Source organism: Psychrobacter sp. 1U1, assembly GCF_051847535.1.
GTDB classification, from domain to species: domain Bacteria; phylum Pseudomonadota; class Gammaproteobacteria; order Pseudomonadales; family Moraxellaceae; genus Psychrobacter; species Psychrobacter saeujeotis.
The window spans coordinates 243,583-262,203 of sequence record NZ_JBPYDD010000004.1; the positions used below are offsets into that span (position 1 = coordinate 243,583).

The following is an 18,621-nucleotide window of genomic DNA, read 5'->3' on the forward strand; positions in this document are numbered from 1 at the left end:
TCAAAAAAAAGAGCACGTTATTAAATGTACTCTTTTTTAGACTAAAACATGGCGTATTAAAACTGGAAAATACTTGTCTTATTTCAACGTGCCAAGACGACTAGATAATTGGCTAACAATCTGGTCTATCTCTTGATTGGCCTCTGATTCATTATCTAAGTTGCCATGCGGTGTTAATTGATTAAAAACCTCTGGTAACAGCTCAGCCAGACCTTGACGTACTTCTACATCATTAGCACCAGTATGCGCAGCGACTTGTTGAATTTCTTTTTCATCAAATAAACGATTGATGTCATTAGGGTCTAAATTATCATTAAGCTCGTGGTTACTCATCCAAGAGCGCGCTTGGTTGTCATAACCCATACCTGTAACTTTAGATAGCGCGCCACTAAGTCCACCATTACGTTGAATCCAGCTAAGCACCATAGGCATAAGAGCTGCAACTAACATACCCTTACCACCAAAGCCGCCTCTAGTACGCTGACCGCCTAACACACCACCTAATATATCACCCAGCCCACCTGCACCAGAAGTGATACCGCCGCGCTGACCACCACCAGTCAAGCCGCCTAAGATATCATCTAAACCCAAACCATTATCTGACTGACGGTCATATTGTTGCGGATTATACTCACGTGTTTGGTTGCGACTACCCGTTAATACGCCGCCCAAAATATCGCCAAGACCACCGGTACGGCGCGGATTAATGTTTTGATTAACTGGATTACGTTTAGAATCTTCTGGATCCATTGCGCTGCGAGCAACTTGTGTAATTAAATTTCCTAATAAACTCATAATATTTACCTCTCCTTATTTTAATCATATTGTCGTACATGACATCATAACTATTTATAGTATGGATAGTCTTGTTAGACAATATAACAAACCGTGTTAACCATCGGCATAGGTATTTTGTTATCACACGTAGTGCTTCGTAAGGTTGCCACCCAACGACCAATAAGAAGAGTCTTTATAAAATTATATAGCAATATAGGTTTTTTAAACCTTAACATTAACCGTGCTTCTTATTTACTATAGTGGCTAAGATATTTAATTGTTGCCAATGATCAAGGCTGACTTGATCACGATAGATAGTAATGGTCAAAGAGCGCTTAAAAGGTTCAGTAGTAACAAATTGGAAATTTAATAGCCATTGATAACGATGAACATTGTTGAGATCAGCTCGCCATAATTCATCGTTGCGACCAGTACGCATAAGCAACTGCCACTCTTTATTTAGATGATTGTGTAAGGGAGGCTGACTTAAATGTAGTAGTATTGGCCTTGATAAAGCCAAATAACCTATCACTGCTGCACTCACTATCAAAATTAAAGCGTGCTGCCACCATGACAGCTTGGCAAGCCAAGATAATAAAACGATTGAGATTGACAATCCAGTATACATTAACGTACGAAGTCGACTGCCATATTTAATAGCAGTATCGATACGTAGATTTGTAGGCAACTGAACCGCAGTAGAATCATACATCGGTTAAAACCAATCCGTTATGACAAATCTTTCCCATGACGCCACATTTTAATTTTCTTGACCAGCGTCCATATTGCCTCATCATCTGGGCGCGCCTGATTGGTAAAATAATCTAATAGATCAGGATCTTCATAAGTAAGCATGTTTGCAAAAGCTGCTTGTTCAGCAGAATCTGCTGTCAAGTAAAGCTCTTTAACATACGGATCGATATAAAAATCCAACTCTTTTAAGCCGCGGCGTGCTTGATAAATAATCCGGCGCTGTTCGTTGGTAGGCTCTGGCTGGCTTTTGACTGTCATAATTTTGATCTCATTGAAGATACGTCTAAATAAAAATACGTTATAGCATTATAGAATAGTCATTGTCGTTATTGGACTCTATTTTGCTCGTAAGCAGATAACTGATTCCATAATGCCACCGCTTGCTGCATCATAGGGACATTATGCGTACGAATAATACAGGCTCCTTGTTGCAGCGCAAACAAACCAGCTGCAACTCCTACTGTATCGCGATCAGGGGCTTTAGTTGTCGCAAGCTGTTCAAGGCCACTGTTAGCCAATACTTCAGCTAAAAAGCGCTTACGCGACACGCCAAACATCAGCGGTAATCCAAGCGCTTTTAAGCTATCAAGTTGGGTCAATAGTGCACAGTGATGTTCATAGTTTTTAGCAAATCCAAAGCCAGGATCTATGATTATTTTATCACGCTCAACGCCGAAAGCTATTACCTCATCGATACGAGTCGTCAACTCAGCACTCACTTCACTGACTATATCATCATAATGCGCCAAACTACCCATCGTCGTTGGCTCACCACGCATGTGCATAAGCATTACAGGAACATCAAGTTTGGCTGCCATTGTAATTGCACCTTCGCGTTTTAAAGCACGTACGTCGTTCCAAATATCTGCGCCTGCCTCAACAGCGGCTTGTATAACTATAGGATTACTGGTATCAATAGATAGCCAGGCTTCCTCGCCAAGTTGTTGCCTTATTGCCTCAACGACTGGGACCACACGCGATACTTCTTCAGTAGTCGCCACAGAGTCGGCATTTGGACGAGTAGATTCGCCTCCTATGTCAATGATGGTTGCTCCTGATTCAAGCATATACTGACAATGTTCAACTGCTTTATCAATAGCATTAAACTGGCCACCGTCCGAAAACGAGTCCGGCGTCACATTTAAAATACCCATGATATGGGGCTGAGATAAATCTAGCTTTTTCGTAGGACCATATAGCGTATAAGCTGGTAAAGGGTCGAATAATGACATAACTCATCCATCAATGATTATATTTTATAAATAATATATTCTGTCATATAAAAGATCATAATTATATCTAATAGTAGAACAAACACATAATCTAGCGAGATGTCTGTCGCTTATAGTACTAATGATTAGTATTGCTAGTCGCTACCAAAAATTTTAAACCATTAAAAAAGCCCTTTATGAAAAGGGCTTTTTTATAATAACTATGGTTTCGATTTTGACTTACATTGCTGGTAATGGTGGCGGTGTTAAACCGGTTGGTTTAACGTTACCTTTACCCAAATTGACACCATGCTGATAAACCTTAGGTGGACGTGGTTCTTCACCTGCTAAAATATCTTGCAACTGGTCACGGTCAATCGTTTCCCATTTCATCAATGCATCGACCATTGCATGCATCTTATCTTGGTTGCCTTCAATTAGCTCACGAGCAATGTCATACTGCTCCTCTAACATACGGCGCACTTCTTCATCTACTTTTTGCTGTGTGGCTTCTGAGATAGTACGATTGCTAGAACCAAAATAGCCTTGTGAACTATCGTCATCCTCGTATACCATAATACCAAGTGCATCGGACATGCCATACTTAGTAACCATAGCACGAGCCATTTTTGTGGCACGTTCAAAGTCATTAGAAGCACCTGTTGACATCTGATTAATGAACACTTCTTCTGCAATACGTCCACCAAACAAAATAGCAATATCGCTGAGCATTTTTGACTTATACATACTGGTCTGGTCATGCTCAGGTAATTGCCATGTTACGCCAAGTGCAAATCCACGCGGCATAATTGTTACCTTATGAACAGGATCAGTACCCGGTAGTAGTTCAGCAACCAAAGCATGGCCTGATTCGTGATAAGCAGTTGCACGGCGCTCTTCTTCACGTATCACCATAGATTTTCGTTCAGGACCCATGTATAGCTTATCTTTAGCATCTTCAAAGTCGTTCATATCGACGCTAGTTTTGTTGCGACGAGCTGCAAACAATGCTGCTTCGTTTACTAGGTTAGCCAGTTGTGCACCGCTAAATCCAGGTGTACCACGAGCAAGAGCATTTGCATCGACAGCGACTGTATTGGGAAGTTTCTTTAAATGCACTTTCAATATCTGCTCGCGACCTTTGATATCTGGCAACCCTACTTGTACTTGACGGTCAAAACGACCCGGACGCAATAACGCTTTGTCGAGTACATCTGCACGGTTAGTCGCTGCAATGACGATAACGCCCTCGTTACCTTCAAAACCATCCATCTCAACCAACAACTGGTTAAGCGTTTGCTCACGCTCGTCGTTACCGCCGCCCATACCAGAGCCACGATGACGTCCAACAGCATCAATCTCATCAATAAAGATAATACATGGCGCACTTTTCTTCGCTTGCTCAAACATATCACGAACACGAGACGCACCAACACCGACGAACATTTCTACAAAATCAGAACCTGAGATTGAGAAGAAAGGCACTTTGGCTTCACCAGCAATGGCTCTTGCCAATAGTGTCTTACCTGTACCAGGTGGACCTACCATCAAGATACCACGTGGAATGGTTGCGCCAAGCTTAGTGAACTTATCAGGATCACGTAAGAAATCAACGACTTCAACGACTTCTTCTTTAGCCTCTTCACAACCAGCAACGTCTTCAAAATTGACGTTAATTTGGTCTTCAGTCAGCATCTTAGCTTTAGACTTACCAAAGCTCATCGGACCGCCGCCTTTACCGCCAGCGCCGCCCTGCATGTTGCGCATAAAGAACAAAAATAAACCAATAATCAATAAGATTGGGAAACTGGCTATTAGCAATTGCATCAGCACGCTTTGACGTTTAGGCGCAGTCCCTTGGACTTCGACTTGGTTTTCACGTAATAGAGGCATCAACTGCTCATCAGTCACAGCTGGCCTAATGGTCTCAAAAGATGAACCATTTTTCTTTTCGCCGATGATTTGCTCGCCGTCGATCTCAACACTGGCTACTTGGTTTTCAGACACTGCGGTCACAAACTCAGAGTAGTTAAGGTTATCTGGCTCAGATGATTGATCAAAGCCGCTAAACACCAGTACCAAAACGCCGATTACCACCAGCCACAATAAGGTATTTTTTACCATGTCGCTCACTAGTTATTCCCATCCCTTACTTATTGGTGTGTTTACTAGACACGTAACGCCTATATAAAAATGTAATATAAATTCATCATACATTATCAGACGACTTTGCTTGAAACAAAACAAAGTTAATATATCATGATATGTGGTTTTAACCTGCACAATTCAAGCAAAAGCTGCGTTTATTCAGTTAGCAATTGTAGCGGTTTTACACGTAATATGACGTACTTTATAAAATCAATCATAAACTATTTATTAGATACAACCTATTGAAATAACAAGTTATTTTATTGCTATCCAAAACATCTCTTTAGACCGTGGTCTTGATGCTGCAGGTTTGATACTACGAATCTTACTAAATTTGGACTGCATCTGCTTACGTAATTCCTGTGACCCTTCGCCCTGAAACACTTTCATAATAAGCGCGCCACCTTTAGGTAAGGTCTCCAAAGCAAAGTCCACTGCAAGCTCGCATAAATATATCATTCGCGGTTGATCGACAGCACTGTTTCCGGCTGTATTAGGAGCCATATCAGACAATACCACATTTACTTGTCTGTCACCGACCTCAGTCATAATTTTGTCAAAAACATCTGCTTCTCTAAAGTCCCCTTGAATAAAGGTTACATCTGCTAGAGCGTCCATAGGCAAAATATCAGAGGCGATCAATGTACCGCTTTCACCGACCAGTTGACCGGCGACTTGTGACCAACTACCAGGTGCACTACCCAAATCTACTACTGTCATTCCAGACGATATTAATTTAGCCTTTTCATTGATCTCAAGCAGCTTGTATGCAGCACGCGCACGATAGCCATCTTTTTGCGCTCTTTTTACATAATGATCATCAATATGTTCTTTCATCCAAGCACGGCTACTTTTTGATAAACCTTTATTTTCAATGCGCGTGGCCAAAATACCTGCTCCTATTACTTTATGGTGTCATATACTTTACGATGTCATAATTTTTAACAGCCGACTGACTAAATTTCTATCAATTAAAGATGATCTCATTTTTTATTTAGTATCGACTATATTGTGCTAATAAACCCATTCGATAATACCCATTAAAGATAATTTTATTTTTATAAATAAATTTAAAGGCATTATTAACGATTTAGCAGCTTTATGATCCAGCAGCGTTTATAATGCAACAAGTTATTCAGTTTAACATTTTCATCACGTAAAATCGTGCAAAATGGTACTGATATCATGCAAGATAGTCATAGATTATTTATAATGAATATTAACTTTTTTAATAACATGGTTTTGGTCATGTCGTTTAGATAACATTGCTTCTTATTTATTATGACTTATTATGACAATTCAACCATTTTAGAACTGTTTTTTATTTTTACTAAAATTTAGGAATACTATGCAACTTGATAACGCTACGATTAAACGCTTAAAAGGTATTGGTCATGAGCTCAAACCCATTGTTATGATCGGTAACAATGGCATTACTCCCGCTATCACCGAAGAGATTGATCGCGCTTTGACCGATCATGAACTTATTAAAGTAAAATTACCAGCTGGCAGTAAGCATGACCGTGACGTAGTCGCCACTGAGCTTGCAACCGCAGCCAAAGCCAATGTGATTCATACTATTGGACGTATGGCGTTATTGCTACGTCAGAATCCAAATGCTAATCCTAAGTTATCAAACTTAGCACGTCATGCTCAATAATTAGTATCTATGAAGCGTATAAAATAGATTGAAAGAACAGCCAAGATTATAGAAGCTGCGTTGCATCATTGCTCGTGGCTTTTATTTTATCCCTCATTTTATCAAATCTACATTGACGATCTTTTCTATAATGAATCAAGTACTATGAGCCAGCTATTTACCTTACGATTGGCAACCGACACATTATCGGCTGATGCAGAGCAAATCGGTGTATCGATTAAAGAGCTACAAAAAATACGCATTAACGTAGAAGCCTCGATTGTGCTGTCGACACGCCAACTTTGGTTGAGCTACCAAATACAGCTACCATCCGTTAGGCTAGCTGCGCAGCTAGATTGGACAGCATGGCAACAATCAAAAGTCCGTTTTACCGACTATTTATGGGAGCGTACTTGTCTTGAATGTTTTGTCAGTAGTGAAGTTTTTGATACAACAGCTAACTATATAGAAATCAATGTTAATCCAAACGGACAATATGCTCTTTACAAATTTGATGAATATCGTACACCATCGACACTGCCTCCAGTACCATTGATGCAAGCAAACTGTACTACAAAAGCGAACGTCACTTGGGCTAAGAACGCCTCAAACCAGCAGGCAGAACCAATAAACCGTCTAAAACCACATCCCGCACTGGCAAACCACTTTGTGGACTCAACCATCACCAAATTTACTCCGTACTATCAATATCGACGCTGCTTTGGATTGTCTTTAGAACAGCTCTCGCTCAATACTCATAACCACGACTTATCCGGCGATATCAGCATAAAGCTATTACATCCATGCGTCATTCTACAGTTTGGTAAAACAAACCTGTACTTTGCCCCAGCTCACGCTACCCCGCCTGACTTTCATCAACACTGTTATTGGACAGTGCTGGATTTGCAAGCTGCACTAACGAAATAGTTTTTATAACGTCAAGCAACGTTTAATGGCTGGTTGGTCTTTTGAATAGATCATAGCTCATAGCAGATAGCTTTGATAGTTGAACGATGATAGAAATAAAAAAACTCAGTAATGTCATAAAGAGCATTACTGAGTTAGGAGAAAACGCTAAAATAATAAGTTTAAGCAATTTACTTATGTTTTATTTATCAGCCATAGCTAGGTAGATACCACGATCCGATGCATCATCAACATATTGCGAATCACGCCATGTGGTATAGCTATGTACACCGCTATACGGGCTAATACTGTTCTGGCGGAAGTCAGACACCCAATCTGAACCATCAAAAATCTGTATATGACCATGTGGGCGTTTTGAGCTACGGTCATAGACTATGACATCTCCAACTTGAGGCGCCATGTCGTTGCTGATTTTAGTAAAACCAGCATTGGCAAGTGTACCACGGGAGGCGTACTGATAAGCTGAAGGGTTTGGAGTGAACTCATAACCAGCTGATTGCAAAGCTTTACGCACATAGCGGGCACAATAACCAGAGCTTCTAGAAAGAGCAACTCTTGACGCACGAGCAGCTGCAATAGCAGGGGCAGAGTTACTATCTGGTATTCTGCTGCTTGCTTGCTGCTGACGCTCATAAGATAAGCGACTGGTTAATGAGGCTAATTTATACTCTTTTTGTTTGGCATGAGCACTTAAGTTGTCAATAGCTTGGCTAATTTCATCATTACTAAAAACATGCGCGCCACTATTAGTGCTATAGATATTACGACTAGAACCGTAGTTCTGAGATACTGAAATATTTGTAATGGTATGACTCAAGGTATTATTTGGCTGAAAGGTGGTTTCGGCAGCACCACTCGTTTGTGCTAAACCCATTCCCAATACTGACAAAATTAATAAAGCTTGTTTCATAAATTTACTACCTATTGTTAATACAAGATTGCTTGTCATCCATGACAAAACATTAATTAATTTAGAAGACGTATCACTAAGTAACCGTGATAAAATTCAACATACTCAATTTATTTATCGACCTTTATCACCCAATGGATGAGTAAACATAATGTCGAAGAAACAGCCTAATCAGCTAGCTAAACTTATTGATCATCAGGCATTTGCTGGTAGCGCCCTACCTCAAGCTTTAACTGAAAATATGCAGTTTTATGCACAGATGACTCATGAACTAAAAACACTTCTAATTGATTGTCTACCTGAAGAAATACTTGCCAATTGCTGGGTCGTTGGTTTGAGCTCTGAGCAACTAACATTAAGTGTAGGCTCTGCTACTGCAGCCAATCATATTCGTTATCTACAAAGTGCCTATCTACAAGTATTAACAGAACAATCGATTACATTTAAACAACTTAAGAAAATAAAGGTCATCGTTTCAAAAACGAGTTCAAATAAATTGTTAAATGAAAAGAATTTATCGTCAATAACAAGTGACCTAAACTCTCATAAAATTGGTAAAAATCAGGCTCTTAGCCAAAACACAAAGCGGACTATAGCACAGGCTGCAGAGCATGTCACGACAGATAAAAACCTCAAAAAAGCCCTTTTACGGCTGGTAAATGAGTAAAAAACTCTCTTTTACAATGTAAACTTATGTAAATAAACAAGAGAAAATAAGCTGTTAACGCTGCGTTTTTGTAATTCTACAAACAAAAAAAATCATCTGTTAGTCAGAACCCAATCGAGAGTTTTGACTAACAGATGATTTTTAGAAAACCTTGAGCTTTTGAATACTCTAGGCTTCAGCTACCCAATCAAACAATATAAAATCATATATTCGCTAATGTGGTTATAATTTGAGCATTATTTTGCTTAAACTATGTAATCTTACGTAAGTGTTGCGATACTTCCTGTATATTCCTGTATTTATCCTTCAACTATTAAGCCTGTTAAAGGTAAATATTCGATTGGACAAGTTACGTTGTCATCAAATGTTACAATTTCAAAGTTATTCTCGTCTGATAAAATTTCTCGGACTAGCATATTGTTCAATGCGTGTCCTGACTTATAGGCATTAAAACGACCTATAATGGGATAGCCAATCAGATATAAATCGCCTAAAGCATCTAATATTTTGTGACGAACAAACTCATCAGCAAAACGTAGCCCTTCAACATTCAAAATGCGAGCATCATCGATAACGATGGCATTATCCATACTACCGCCTAATGCTAAGTTATTTTGTCTTAGAGTCTCAATATCTTGTAAAAAACCGAAGGTACGGGCTTCACTTAGTTGTTCGATAAAATTCTGTGTTGAAAAATCTAATTGAGCATGTTGAAAGTCTTTATCAAATGCTGGATGATCAAAGTCAATTTCAAAATTTAACTCATATCCTTCATATGGATGCAGCTCTGCCCATTTGTCATCAACTTCGACACGCACAGGTTTGACGATTTTCAAAAACTTTTTTAGCGCTTCTTGCTCAACAAAACCTGCTTGCAATAATAGACCGACAAAAGGCGATGCACTGCCATCCATAATTGGTATCTCGCTTGCTGATACCTTTATTAATAGGTTATCTACTCCAAGCCCAGCGATTGCACTTAATAAATGCTCTACTGTACCAACACGCGTCCCACCGAAAACAAGATTTGATGACATCATAGTATCTTGTACCAAAAAAGCACTGGCTGGTATTGGCGCACTACCAACGATGTCAGAACGCTCGAAAACTATTCCAGTGTTAACTGGTTGCGGATGAAACTCCAAATCGACAGGCTGACCACTATGCAAACCAATGCCTGTGATAGCTATCGCTTTTCCTATGGTTCGTTGATTCATGGCTGTTTTCTCACATACTTTGTTACAATTGTCATAGTGTACCATTAGCAGGCCTTAATTCGCTACAGTTATGGCACCGTAATCTTCTTATACCCATGATTTATATATTAAATAACCATATAAGTATCAATCTATAATACTTATAAAGGTTCCTAAAAGTACTGATGTCAGCTTAGACTCTTACAAAACGAAGGGTATATGTACCTTTTTTTAGTATAAATGCAAAAAAACCAGCACTATTGTGCTGGTTTTTTATGTTTAATATATTGTTGGTGATATGTTTAAGAACTATATAAAAAACAAATGTAAAAATATATACATTACAAATAGTATAGTTATCTAAAACATACTATTTGTTCTGTTGACGTTTTAGATAATCTTGAATGCTATTGGTTTTAGTTTGCGGTTGTTCTTGAGTAGATGTAGAACGTACGCCATTATCTTGATACGTCTGATTTTGCGAATGCTTTTGACTGTTTAATGCACTGGTATGTAAGTTTGGATCTACTGATTGGGTACTAGTGACAGAAGGTACTGGCTGTTGGACTTGAGGCGCTTTCTCCATCTTTTCATCCAATGTTAGACCTGTGGCTATCACAGTAACATGCAAGTCATCACCCATCTCTTCATCAACAACTGAACCATAGAAAATGTTTGCTTCATCAGTATCCGTTATACCTTCAACAATCTCGCTGATTTGACTAAACTCATCTAGCGATAAAGTTTCAGAAGAAATAACGTTGACCAATAGACCTTTCGCGTTTTCTAAGCACAGATCATCCAACAAAGGTGACTTAATTGCTTTTTCAGTTGCTTGACGCGCACGATCATCGCCGCTCGCACGTCCAACACCCATCATCGCATGACCTTTAGCCGTCATTGCCGTACGTATATCGTTAAAGTCAATGTTGACAAGACCTGAACGAGCAATAGTTTCAGCGATACCTTGTACTGCATGCAATAAGACGTCATCCGCTTTTTTGAATGCATCTTTCATTGAAATATTGCCGTACACACTCATAAGTTTATCATTAGGAATAGTAATAATAGAGTCAACGAAGTTTGTTAATTGCTCAATTCCTGCTTTAGCAGATTTATTACGCTTACCACCTTCAAACTTAAATGGTGTCGTAACGACTGCCACTGTCAACACTTCCATCTCTTTAGCAATACGCGCGATAACAGGCGCTGCACCCGTACCTGTACCACCGCCCATACCAGCTGTGATAAATACCATGTCTGAGTTTTCAAGTAGCGTTCGAATCGCTTCTTCTTCGCTTTCTGCTGCTTCGCGTCCGACTTCTGGATTGGCACCCGCCCCTAGACCACGATTACTTTTAGCGCCAAGTTGCAGTTTATGCGGTACGGTTAGACGATCAAGGGCTTGTCTATCAGTATTGGCACAGATAAACGTCACGCCTTTGATACCTTGCTGTACCATATGTTCTACAGCATTACCGCCACCGCCGCCTACACCGAATACGGTAAAACGAGCTTGGCCGTTGCTTTGAGACTGGTTATCATCTGGCATGGTGTATTTTGACATAAAAAAGGTTCTCCAGTTGCAGATAGCGTGATGGTCGATACGTGACAACGCACTCGTATAAAGTACTATCGACTTACTATATATAAATACATACAAATAAAATAATAAAGATGAGGTTCAATCAATGTGTGTTAAACCTCTATTAAAACATGTTACGCTGATAATATAATCATACAGTACTACGATAGTCTCAAAACACGTATATCAAACGCCTACTTTCAATCGTCCATGACAAATATGGGTTAAAAATACTTAAGATTTTTGTGTATCACCTCAAAATCTCAAAGTATTTTTTTCAGAACACTAGTAAAACGTTGACCGACATTTTGGAAGGTCCCTTTTATACGACCTCTTTTAATGGCATCGGGTTCACTTTGCTCACTATGACGAAATTGCTCACTTTGACTATAGAGCAAAGTACCAAATGCCGTTTGATAAGCACGATTATTTACCTGCATACTTAACTGCTTAAACGATTCCTCATTATCGAAATGGTTATAAGCACTAATAGCAGGATGAGTGTTGGATAACACTACAGGCATTTTTAATAGCCTTTTAGCAAAAGGTATCATACCTTTAATAGTACTACCACCACCGTTAAGCACAATACCTCGATCAATATATCCTAATAACTCGGCTTCATGAAGTTGTCGTACGACTTCAGTAAATATCTGTACATAACGTGCCTCAATAATGCGCGCTAGATTATAAAGACTAACATTAACTTCGTCACCTGAACCTTGCGGTTTAAAGATAAAGAACGAGCTTGGATCCATACTATTTATATCTACTGTGCCATGTGATTTTTTGAGCTTTTCAGCTTCTATCATAGAAATACCGATATCGGCTGAGATATCCATGGTTACTTCATGACTACCACTGGCTATACAGTGAGTAAAAATAAGTTTATTTTCTTTATATACACAAATACTAGTGGTACTCGCGCCTATATCTACTAGACAGACACCTTGCTGGCGCTCTTCACTCATTAGGCTATATTCAGCACTTGTTACTGCATCAAAAACAATATGATCGATACCAACATCACAACCTTGTAATAGCTTTTGAATATTTTGACGGCTAGAGACTGGCATCATCATCATGTGATACATAACCGTGATGTTTTTTGCGATCATCTCAATCGCATCATCAACCATAGTATCCTGCTCATCAATGTAAATACCTTGCTGACAACAATGCATTAAATAATAATCAGAGGGTAAGTCTTGAGATTTGGCATTAGATAATGCTTGTACCATATCCCTAGCACGTACTACTTCTTCTTCAACTGCAACGTTACCGATACTATTTTTACTAGATAACTCAGGCGTCGCAAGTGTTAGCCATACACTATGCACACGGCAATTTGCCATATCTTCAGCATCTTGAATGGCTTGTTTGATTGCACCCTGTAAACGTTCGCGATGCTTGATTTGGCCTTGATAAAAATCACTATTTTTGACTTGTCCAACACCCATGATACGTATGTCTTTTGCAGAGACAACGCTACCAATCACCACATAAACTGCAGTGGCACTTAGATGGACAACAACCAGATTTTCAGTATTTTTCATGTTACCAAACAAATTATCACTAAATAGAAGACTATCTGCTGTCTCTATTGAATCATTAGAACAGTACTATTTGATTCACTCTATCATTTATAGTACAAAAATTGTGCAACTATCCTACTCATATAACCAGACCACAAAGCATAAACCCTATGTTACAGACTAGCTCGTCGGAGACTCTGCCGACGACTCTTTTACTTTCCACGCTATTGTAAAACCATTTTTATAACGTAAATCTATCGATTGTATATTGTCGCGACGATCAGCCAATTGATTGTTCAAAAGTTGACTCAAATTGAGCAGTTTTTGAGCAGTATTTTCGTTATCAACAATGACCCGTAGACCGTTATCAAAACGTACCAGCCACGTCATTCGAGGTGTTAAAATAATATCCTCTACTCGCATATCAAGCGGAACATACCAATCATTGATTTGTTGCATTTGTTGCATAATCACAGGTGCTTGGTCTACTTCACCTTGCAATGTAGCAAACTGCGGCTGAATCAACGCTTCACTATCAGCTGGCACGAATACTGCACCTTTTGCATCAACCAGTCGTTCCGTACCAAAATTGGCTATTGCTTGTTTAGGTAGTGCAGTAATGACAATACCTTGTTGCCAATCTCGAGTCACACTAATTTCATCAACCCAAGCAAGACTCATGGCAATATCTCGTAACGCTTGTAAATCAGTTGTAAAAAAACTGCTTACTTTCTGCTGGTTCATGGTCTGTTGCAGTACTTGATGCTGAGCAGTAGATAAGTCTTGTGTATCAACATGAATAGCCGCTGGCGGTGCATCACGTAAAGCTTTACCACCCATTAATAGTATTAACAACAATAACCCTATTACCAGAGTCGTAAAAATGTACTTTACCCATAAAGGTATTTGTAAGCTAGATCCTGGGCGACGGACGTCATTACTCATCAAGTCAGTTGTTCCATTGACAGTTTGAGCCATAGCCGCATTTGCCCCTATACTTTTTATATGTTGTTAACTTAATAAATATTTGATTGAATAACTGTTATTCCAATAAACACCTTTTATCATAGCTTTATCATTCTGTATAACAGAAAATGCTTAAAATGAGCTGAATATCATCAACATAAGCCAATCATAACAATCTTAACGTATTTTGATGGTAAACAATAGCCTAACCCATGCTGTAGCCAGTGATTTTACACAAGTTTACATGAAGCTGGGATATAGCAGGGCTAGTGATACAATATGAAGTGGCATTATATCCGTTTTGTTCAATATAGTACTAGAAAAATTACCTATTTAGTTTGATAAACCGTAATAAAATTCACTTTATGTAAAATAAGCGATGACAATCAGTCTCTACTTATCCTTTTATCTATTAAAGTGTCTGTGCCAATATATGCCAGCACAACATATCAAAATCCATACCGTAAGCCTTAGCCGCCATGGGCACTAAACTATGACTGGTCATACCCGGGACAGTATTGATCTCAAGTAGCCAAAAGTTGCCCGCCTCATCTTGCATCGCATCAATACGTCCCCAACCTTTTGCATCAACCGCGCGGAATGCTGCAAGGCTCAACGCTTGCAAATGCTTTTCGTCAGCATCGCTCAAACCACACGGAATATAATAACTGGTATCGTTACGGTTGTATTTTGCTTCGAAGTCATAAAAATTGGTAATGTCGGCAGGCTCAAGACGTATCACTGGATAAGCTTCGTCATCGATAACAACAATCGTAAACTCGCGTCCAGTAATCCAGCGTTCCGCCATTACTGCATCACCGCACTGTACTGCCGTTGCGTATGCTGCAGGCAACTCGTCAAGGTTATTGACTTTCGTCATGCCAATACTTGAACCTTCATGAACGGGCTTAATAATCAAAGGTAGCCCTAGCATGTTGACGACTTGCTGCCAGTCAGTATTAGCCGTTAGTAATGAGAATGGCGCTGTCGATAAGCCGCAGCCCTGCCACAATTGCTTGGTACGTACTTTATCCATGCCAAGTGCCGATGCTAAAATTCCTGAACCTGTCTGCGGGATATCAAACCATTGCAACACGCCTTGTAACAATCCATCTTCGCCGCCGCGACCATGCAACACGTTAAACACTCGATCATAATCACGTAGCTCGGTAATATCTTGATGCTTAGGATCAAAGTGTATGGCATCAACACCTTGGTTTTGTAATGCTTGCAAGACTGCTGCGCCACTGTCTAATGATACGCTGCGCTCATTGCTACTACCGCCATAAATGACAGCGACTTTACCAAACTCACTGGCATCTTTGACTTTGCTCGTCGCAACACTCAATGATGAGGCTTGGCTTGGCTGGTTATTTTCTATACCATCTTTCTCTGCTTGAGCAGCTGCTGCTAAAGCTGACTCTGGATTGGTGATAAGTGTTTCATTATCAGCACCATCGTTGACACTATTGAGAAGATTTGTGTGTTGATTGTCATTAATAGTCATGAGTACGATTTCCAAAAATCTTTTAAAACTTATTTAAGATATAAATCATTTGCAGCTAAATCGATTGCAATTTGACCAATGTTACCAGCGCCTTGGGTCAAGAGCATGTCATTAGCTTCTAGAAGACGCTGCATAACGGGCGCAAGATTGTCTTTATCAACAATCGTAGGTTCAACGGCGCCGCGAAGACGAATACTACGTGCCAAGGCCTTAGTATCAGCACCCGCAATAGGACTTTCGCCCGCTGAATATACATCTAATAATAGCAATTCATCAACATTTGAGAGCACTTCAACGAAATCGTCAAAGCAATCACGCGTACGGCTATAACGATGCGGCTGAAACAGCATCACTAAACGACGATCTGGGAAGCTTTGGCGCGCCGCTTTAATCGTGGCATCGACTTCTTTTGGATGATGCCCATAATCATCAATGAGTAAGACATCACCTTCATCAACACTGACAGAAGCATGCTGCTCAAAGCGGCGTCCGACACCTTCAAATTTTTGTAAAGCACGCTCAATAGCGTCATCATTTACCCCTTCATCAGTTGCCATGGTGATAGCAGCAAGGGCATTATAGACGTTATGAATACCTGGGATATTTAACGTTAAACGTAGTGGCTCGCGGTCACGGCGCAGTACCGTAAAGTGAGTCTTAGTGCCTTCACTAACCACGTCAATCGCTTGCACATCATTGAACGGCTCAAGTCCGAAAGTTAGTACTGGACGGCCAATATCATCAATCATTGCATATAGCTCTGGATCGTCACCACATACCACAGCCAAGCCATAAAACGGCATGTTTTGTAAAAACTGAATATAAGCGGCTTTTAATTTATCAAAGCTGTTTTCATAAGTTTCCATATGATCTTGATCGATATTGGTGACAATCGCTGCCATTGGATGCAATGACAAGAACGATGCATCAGACTCATCCGCTTCGGCAACTAGATAGCGACTGCTACCAAGCGCAGCATTTTTACCAGATGCATTTAGCTTACCGCCGATCACATAGGTCGGATCGAGCTGCCCTTCTGCCATCATAGTAGTCAGCAAACTAGTCGTTGTAGTCTTGCCATGCGCGCCCGCAACGGCAATACCATGACGATAACGCATTAATTCGCCAAGCATATCAGCGCGGCGTACCACTGGTAGACGCGCCTCTAACGCCGCTTTTACTTCAGGATTGCTACGATCAATTGCTGAGGATACAACGATGACATCTGCATTCGCGATATTCTTGGAATCATGACCAATTGATATCTCAATACCAATCTGCTGTAGACGCCGAGTTACCACGCTATCAGCAATATCAGAGCCACTAACTTGGTAGCCTTGATTATTCATAACCTCAGCGATTCCGCACATTCCCGAGCCACCAATACCAATAAAATGCAAATGCTGGATACGGCGCATTTCTGGTATTTCAATCAAACGCTTGGGTAGAGCTTTCGCGGAGGTAGACATAAAAGGTTCTCTTTATTAAAGGCCAGTAAATTTATTGAATTAGTTGTAGAAACAACCAGTTATGGAAACAGTAGCTTCTGAAGATATAGGCTACAAGGCTTGCCAAACAATATCAGCAACTTGGCTAGTGGCGCTACGATTGGCAAGGGCATGGCCTTTTTTTGCCATCTCCAAGCAAGTGTGGCGATCAAGCGCTGCAAGCTCATTACTCAGACGCTGCGCTGTTAGCTCAGACTGCGGTAATAAAATCGCAGCATCGTGTGACGTCAAGGTGCGTGCATTAGCAGTCTGATGGTCATCAACTGCATGAGGTAGCGGTACAAAAATCGCGGCAATACCGACATTTTGAATTTCGGTAACTGTCAACGCGCCTGCTCGACAAACGATAATATCTGCCCAGTTGTACGCCGCTGCCATATCGTCAATAAATGGCTGTACAGTGAACTTATGAGCGCTTAAATCCTCGCTATCATAAGCTATTTTTGTCGCTTGCTCATTATTACGACCGCACTGATGCTGTACCTCAAAAGGACGGCCTATTAACGCAAGTGCCTTAGGTACGGTATCGTTTAACACTTGCGCGCCCAATGAGCCACCAACGACTAATAGCTTTAAAGGTGAACGATCACTGATATCGTAGCGCTTAATCGGTTCAGCGACACCCGAAATCGCATTACGTACTGGATTACCAACGCTTTCAAGCTTTGCATCTTGTGTACTATCAGCAAAGGTATGATCAAACGCTTGTAGTACCTTAGTTGCAATCTTCGCCAAATAACGATTGCTCATACCAGCGATGGCATTTTGCTCATGAATAATTAGTGGCGTATTGGTCATACGTGCTGCAATACCGCCGGGTGCTGTGACATAACCGCCAAAACCCACCACCATATCAATCTGATTGCTACGAATAATTTTGACTGTAGCCATCGTCGCTGATAGTAAGGTAAAAGGTAACTTGGCTAGGCGCGTGATACCTTTACCACGCAATCCCTGCATCGCAATAGGATGAAAATCATAGCCAGCTGGTTTGACCAAACCATTTTCCATACCGTTTGGCGTACCTAGCCAGTGAATGACGGCACCGCGTTGGGTCAATTCCTCAGCAACTGCCAGAGCTGGGAATACATGGCCACCCGTACCAGCGGCCATCATCATTATGTGCGGTGTTTTCATTAACGCCTGCCTTTCTTATCTTTACTGAAACAAATATTAAGTAGTAGCCACTCATATATTAATAATAATAATTCACTATAAAAGCTCATACACTAAAGACCGCATAGTATAGAGGAATTTATGCTCATTTATATAGCACTTTATCGCTTAAATAA

General features: G+C 40.3%; 17 protein-coding genes. 3 read left to right on the forward strand and 14 right to left on the reverse strand.

The features are described from left to right. Positions 1-78: 78 nt before the first annotated feature. The 6 genes from ACS8FB_RS07710 to ACS8FB_RS07735 form a co-directional block, all read right to left on the reverse strand. Complete coding sequence (locus ACS8FB_RS07710; protein WP_439261877.1) at positions 79-795, reverse strand: YidB family protein; 717 nt, start codon at positions 793-795, stop codon at positions 79-81. Positions 796-1,012: 217 nt separating this feature from the next. Next, positions 1,013-1,489 (reverse strand): hypothetical protein, encoded by a 477-nt coding sequence (locus ACS8FB_RS07715; RefSeq protein WP_439261879.1) that lies wholly within the window; start codon positions 1,487-1,489, stop codon positions 1,013-1,015. A 17-nt stretch (positions 1,490-1,506) separates the two neighbouring features. After that, positions 1,507-1,788 (reverse strand): FAD assembly factor SdhE, encoded by a 282-nt coding sequence (locus tag ACS8FB_RS07720; protein WP_439261880.1) that lies wholly within the window; start codon positions 1,786-1,788, stop codon positions 1,507-1,509. Between the two features lie 68 nt (positions 1,789-1,856). Next, positions 1,857-2,762: a dihydropteroate synthase gene (gene folP, locus ACS8FB_RS07725; protein ID WP_439261882.1), complete on the reverse strand. Its 906-nt coding sequence runs from the start codon at positions 2,760-2,762 to the stop codon at positions 1,857-1,859. Positions 2,763-2,981: 219 nt separating this feature from the next. Beyond that, the gene (ftsH, locus tag ACS8FB_RS07730) at positions 2,982-4,874 is read right to left on the reverse strand and encodes an ATP-dependent zinc metalloprotease FtsH (protein WP_299217600.1); all 1,893 of its coding nucleotides are present in this window, start codon (positions 4,872-4,874) and stop codon (positions 2,982-2,984) included. Between the two features lie 270 nt (positions 4,875-5,144). Beyond that, a complete protein-coding gene (locus ACS8FB_RS07735; protein WP_439261884.1) occupies positions 5,145-5,777 on the reverse strand; it encodes an RlmE family RNA methyltransferase in 633 nt (210 codons plus the stop codon). A gap of 460 nt (positions 5,778-6,237) precedes the next feature. On the opposite strand from ACS8FB_RS07735, the gene ACS8FB_RS07740 reads away from it, so the two are divergent. Both ACS8FB_RS07740 and ACS8FB_RS07745 read left to right on the forward strand, forming a co-directional pair. After that, a complete protein-coding gene (locus ACS8FB_RS07740; protein WP_439261886.1) occupies positions 6,238-6,549 on the forward strand; it encodes a YhbY family RNA-binding protein in 312 nt (103 codons plus the stop codon). A 144-nt stretch (positions 6,550-6,693) separates the two neighbouring features. Then, positions 6,694-7,455, forward strand: a complete 762-nt coding sequence (locus ACS8FB_RS07745; RefSeq protein WP_439261888.1) for a DOMON domain-containing protein — start codon at positions 6,694-6,696, stop codon at positions 7,453-7,455. A 181-nt stretch (positions 7,456-7,636) separates the two neighbouring features. Here the strand turns inward: ACS8FB_RS07745 and ACS8FB_RS07750 are convergent, their stop codons facing one another. Next, a complete protein-coding gene (locus ACS8FB_RS07750) occupies positions 7,637-8,365 on the reverse strand; it encodes a CHAP domain-containing protein (RefSeq protein WP_439261890.1) in 729 nt (242 codons plus the stop codon). Positions 8,366-8,516: 151 nt separating this feature from the next. Between ACS8FB_RS07750 and ACS8FB_RS07755 the strand changes: the two genes are divergently transcribed. Further along, positions 8,517-9,032, forward strand: a complete 516-nt coding sequence (locus ACS8FB_RS07755) for a DciA family protein (protein WP_439261892.1) — start codon at positions 8,517-8,519, stop codon at positions 9,030-9,032. Between the two features lie 299 nt (positions 9,033-9,331). On the opposite strand, the gene lpxC is transcribed toward ACS8FB_RS07755, so the two are convergent. The 7 genes from lpxC to murG form a co-directional block, all read right to left on the reverse strand. Continuing rightward, on the reverse strand, positions 9,332-10,249 hold the full coding sequence (gene lpxC, locus ACS8FB_RS07760; protein ID WP_439261894.1) for a UDP-3-O-acyl-N-acetylglucosamine deacetylase: 918 nt from the start codon (positions 10,247-10,249) through the stop codon (positions 9,332-9,334). 349 nt (positions 10,250-10,598) lie between these two features. Then, complete coding sequence (gene ftsZ, locus ACS8FB_RS07765; protein ID WP_299217620.1) at positions 10,599-11,795, reverse strand: cell division protein FtsZ; 1,197 nt, start codon at positions 11,793-11,795, stop codon at positions 10,599-10,601. Positions 11,796-12,076: 281 nt separating this feature from the next. Next, complete coding sequence (ftsA, locus tag ACS8FB_RS07770) at positions 12,077-13,369, reverse strand: cell division protein FtsA (RefSeq protein WP_299217622.1); 1,293 nt, start codon at positions 13,367-13,369, stop codon at positions 12,077-12,079. A 159-nt stretch (positions 13,370-13,528) separates the two neighbouring features. Beyond that, complete coding sequence (locus ACS8FB_RS07775) at positions 13,529-14,326, reverse strand: cell division protein FtsQ/DivIB (protein ID WP_439261896.1); 798 nt, start codon at positions 14,324-14,326, stop codon at positions 13,529-13,531. Positions 14,327-14,726: 400 nt separating this feature from the next. Beyond that, positions 14,727-15,821 carry a D-alanine--D-alanine ligase gene (locus ACS8FB_RS07780; RefSeq protein ID WP_439261898.1) on the reverse strand — a complete coding sequence of 365 codons (1,095 nt, stop codon included), beginning with the start codon at positions 15,819-15,821 and terminating at the stop codon, positions 14,727-14,729. Positions 15,822-15,850: 29 nt separating this feature from the next. Continuing rightward, positions 15,851-17,290, reverse strand: coding sequence for a UDP-N-acetylmuramate--L-alanine ligase (gene murC, locus ACS8FB_RS07785; protein ID WP_439261900.1), 1,440 nt, complete (start codon positions 17,288-17,290; stop codon positions 15,851-15,853). Between the two features lie 90 nt (positions 17,291-17,380). Then, complete coding sequence (gene murG, locus ACS8FB_RS07790; protein WP_439261902.1) at positions 17,381-18,466, reverse strand: undecaprenyldiphospho-muramoylpentapeptide beta-N-acetylglucosaminyltransferase; 1,086 nt, start codon at positions 18,464-18,466, stop codon at positions 17,381-17,383. Positions 18,467-18,621: the final 155 nt, after the last annotated feature.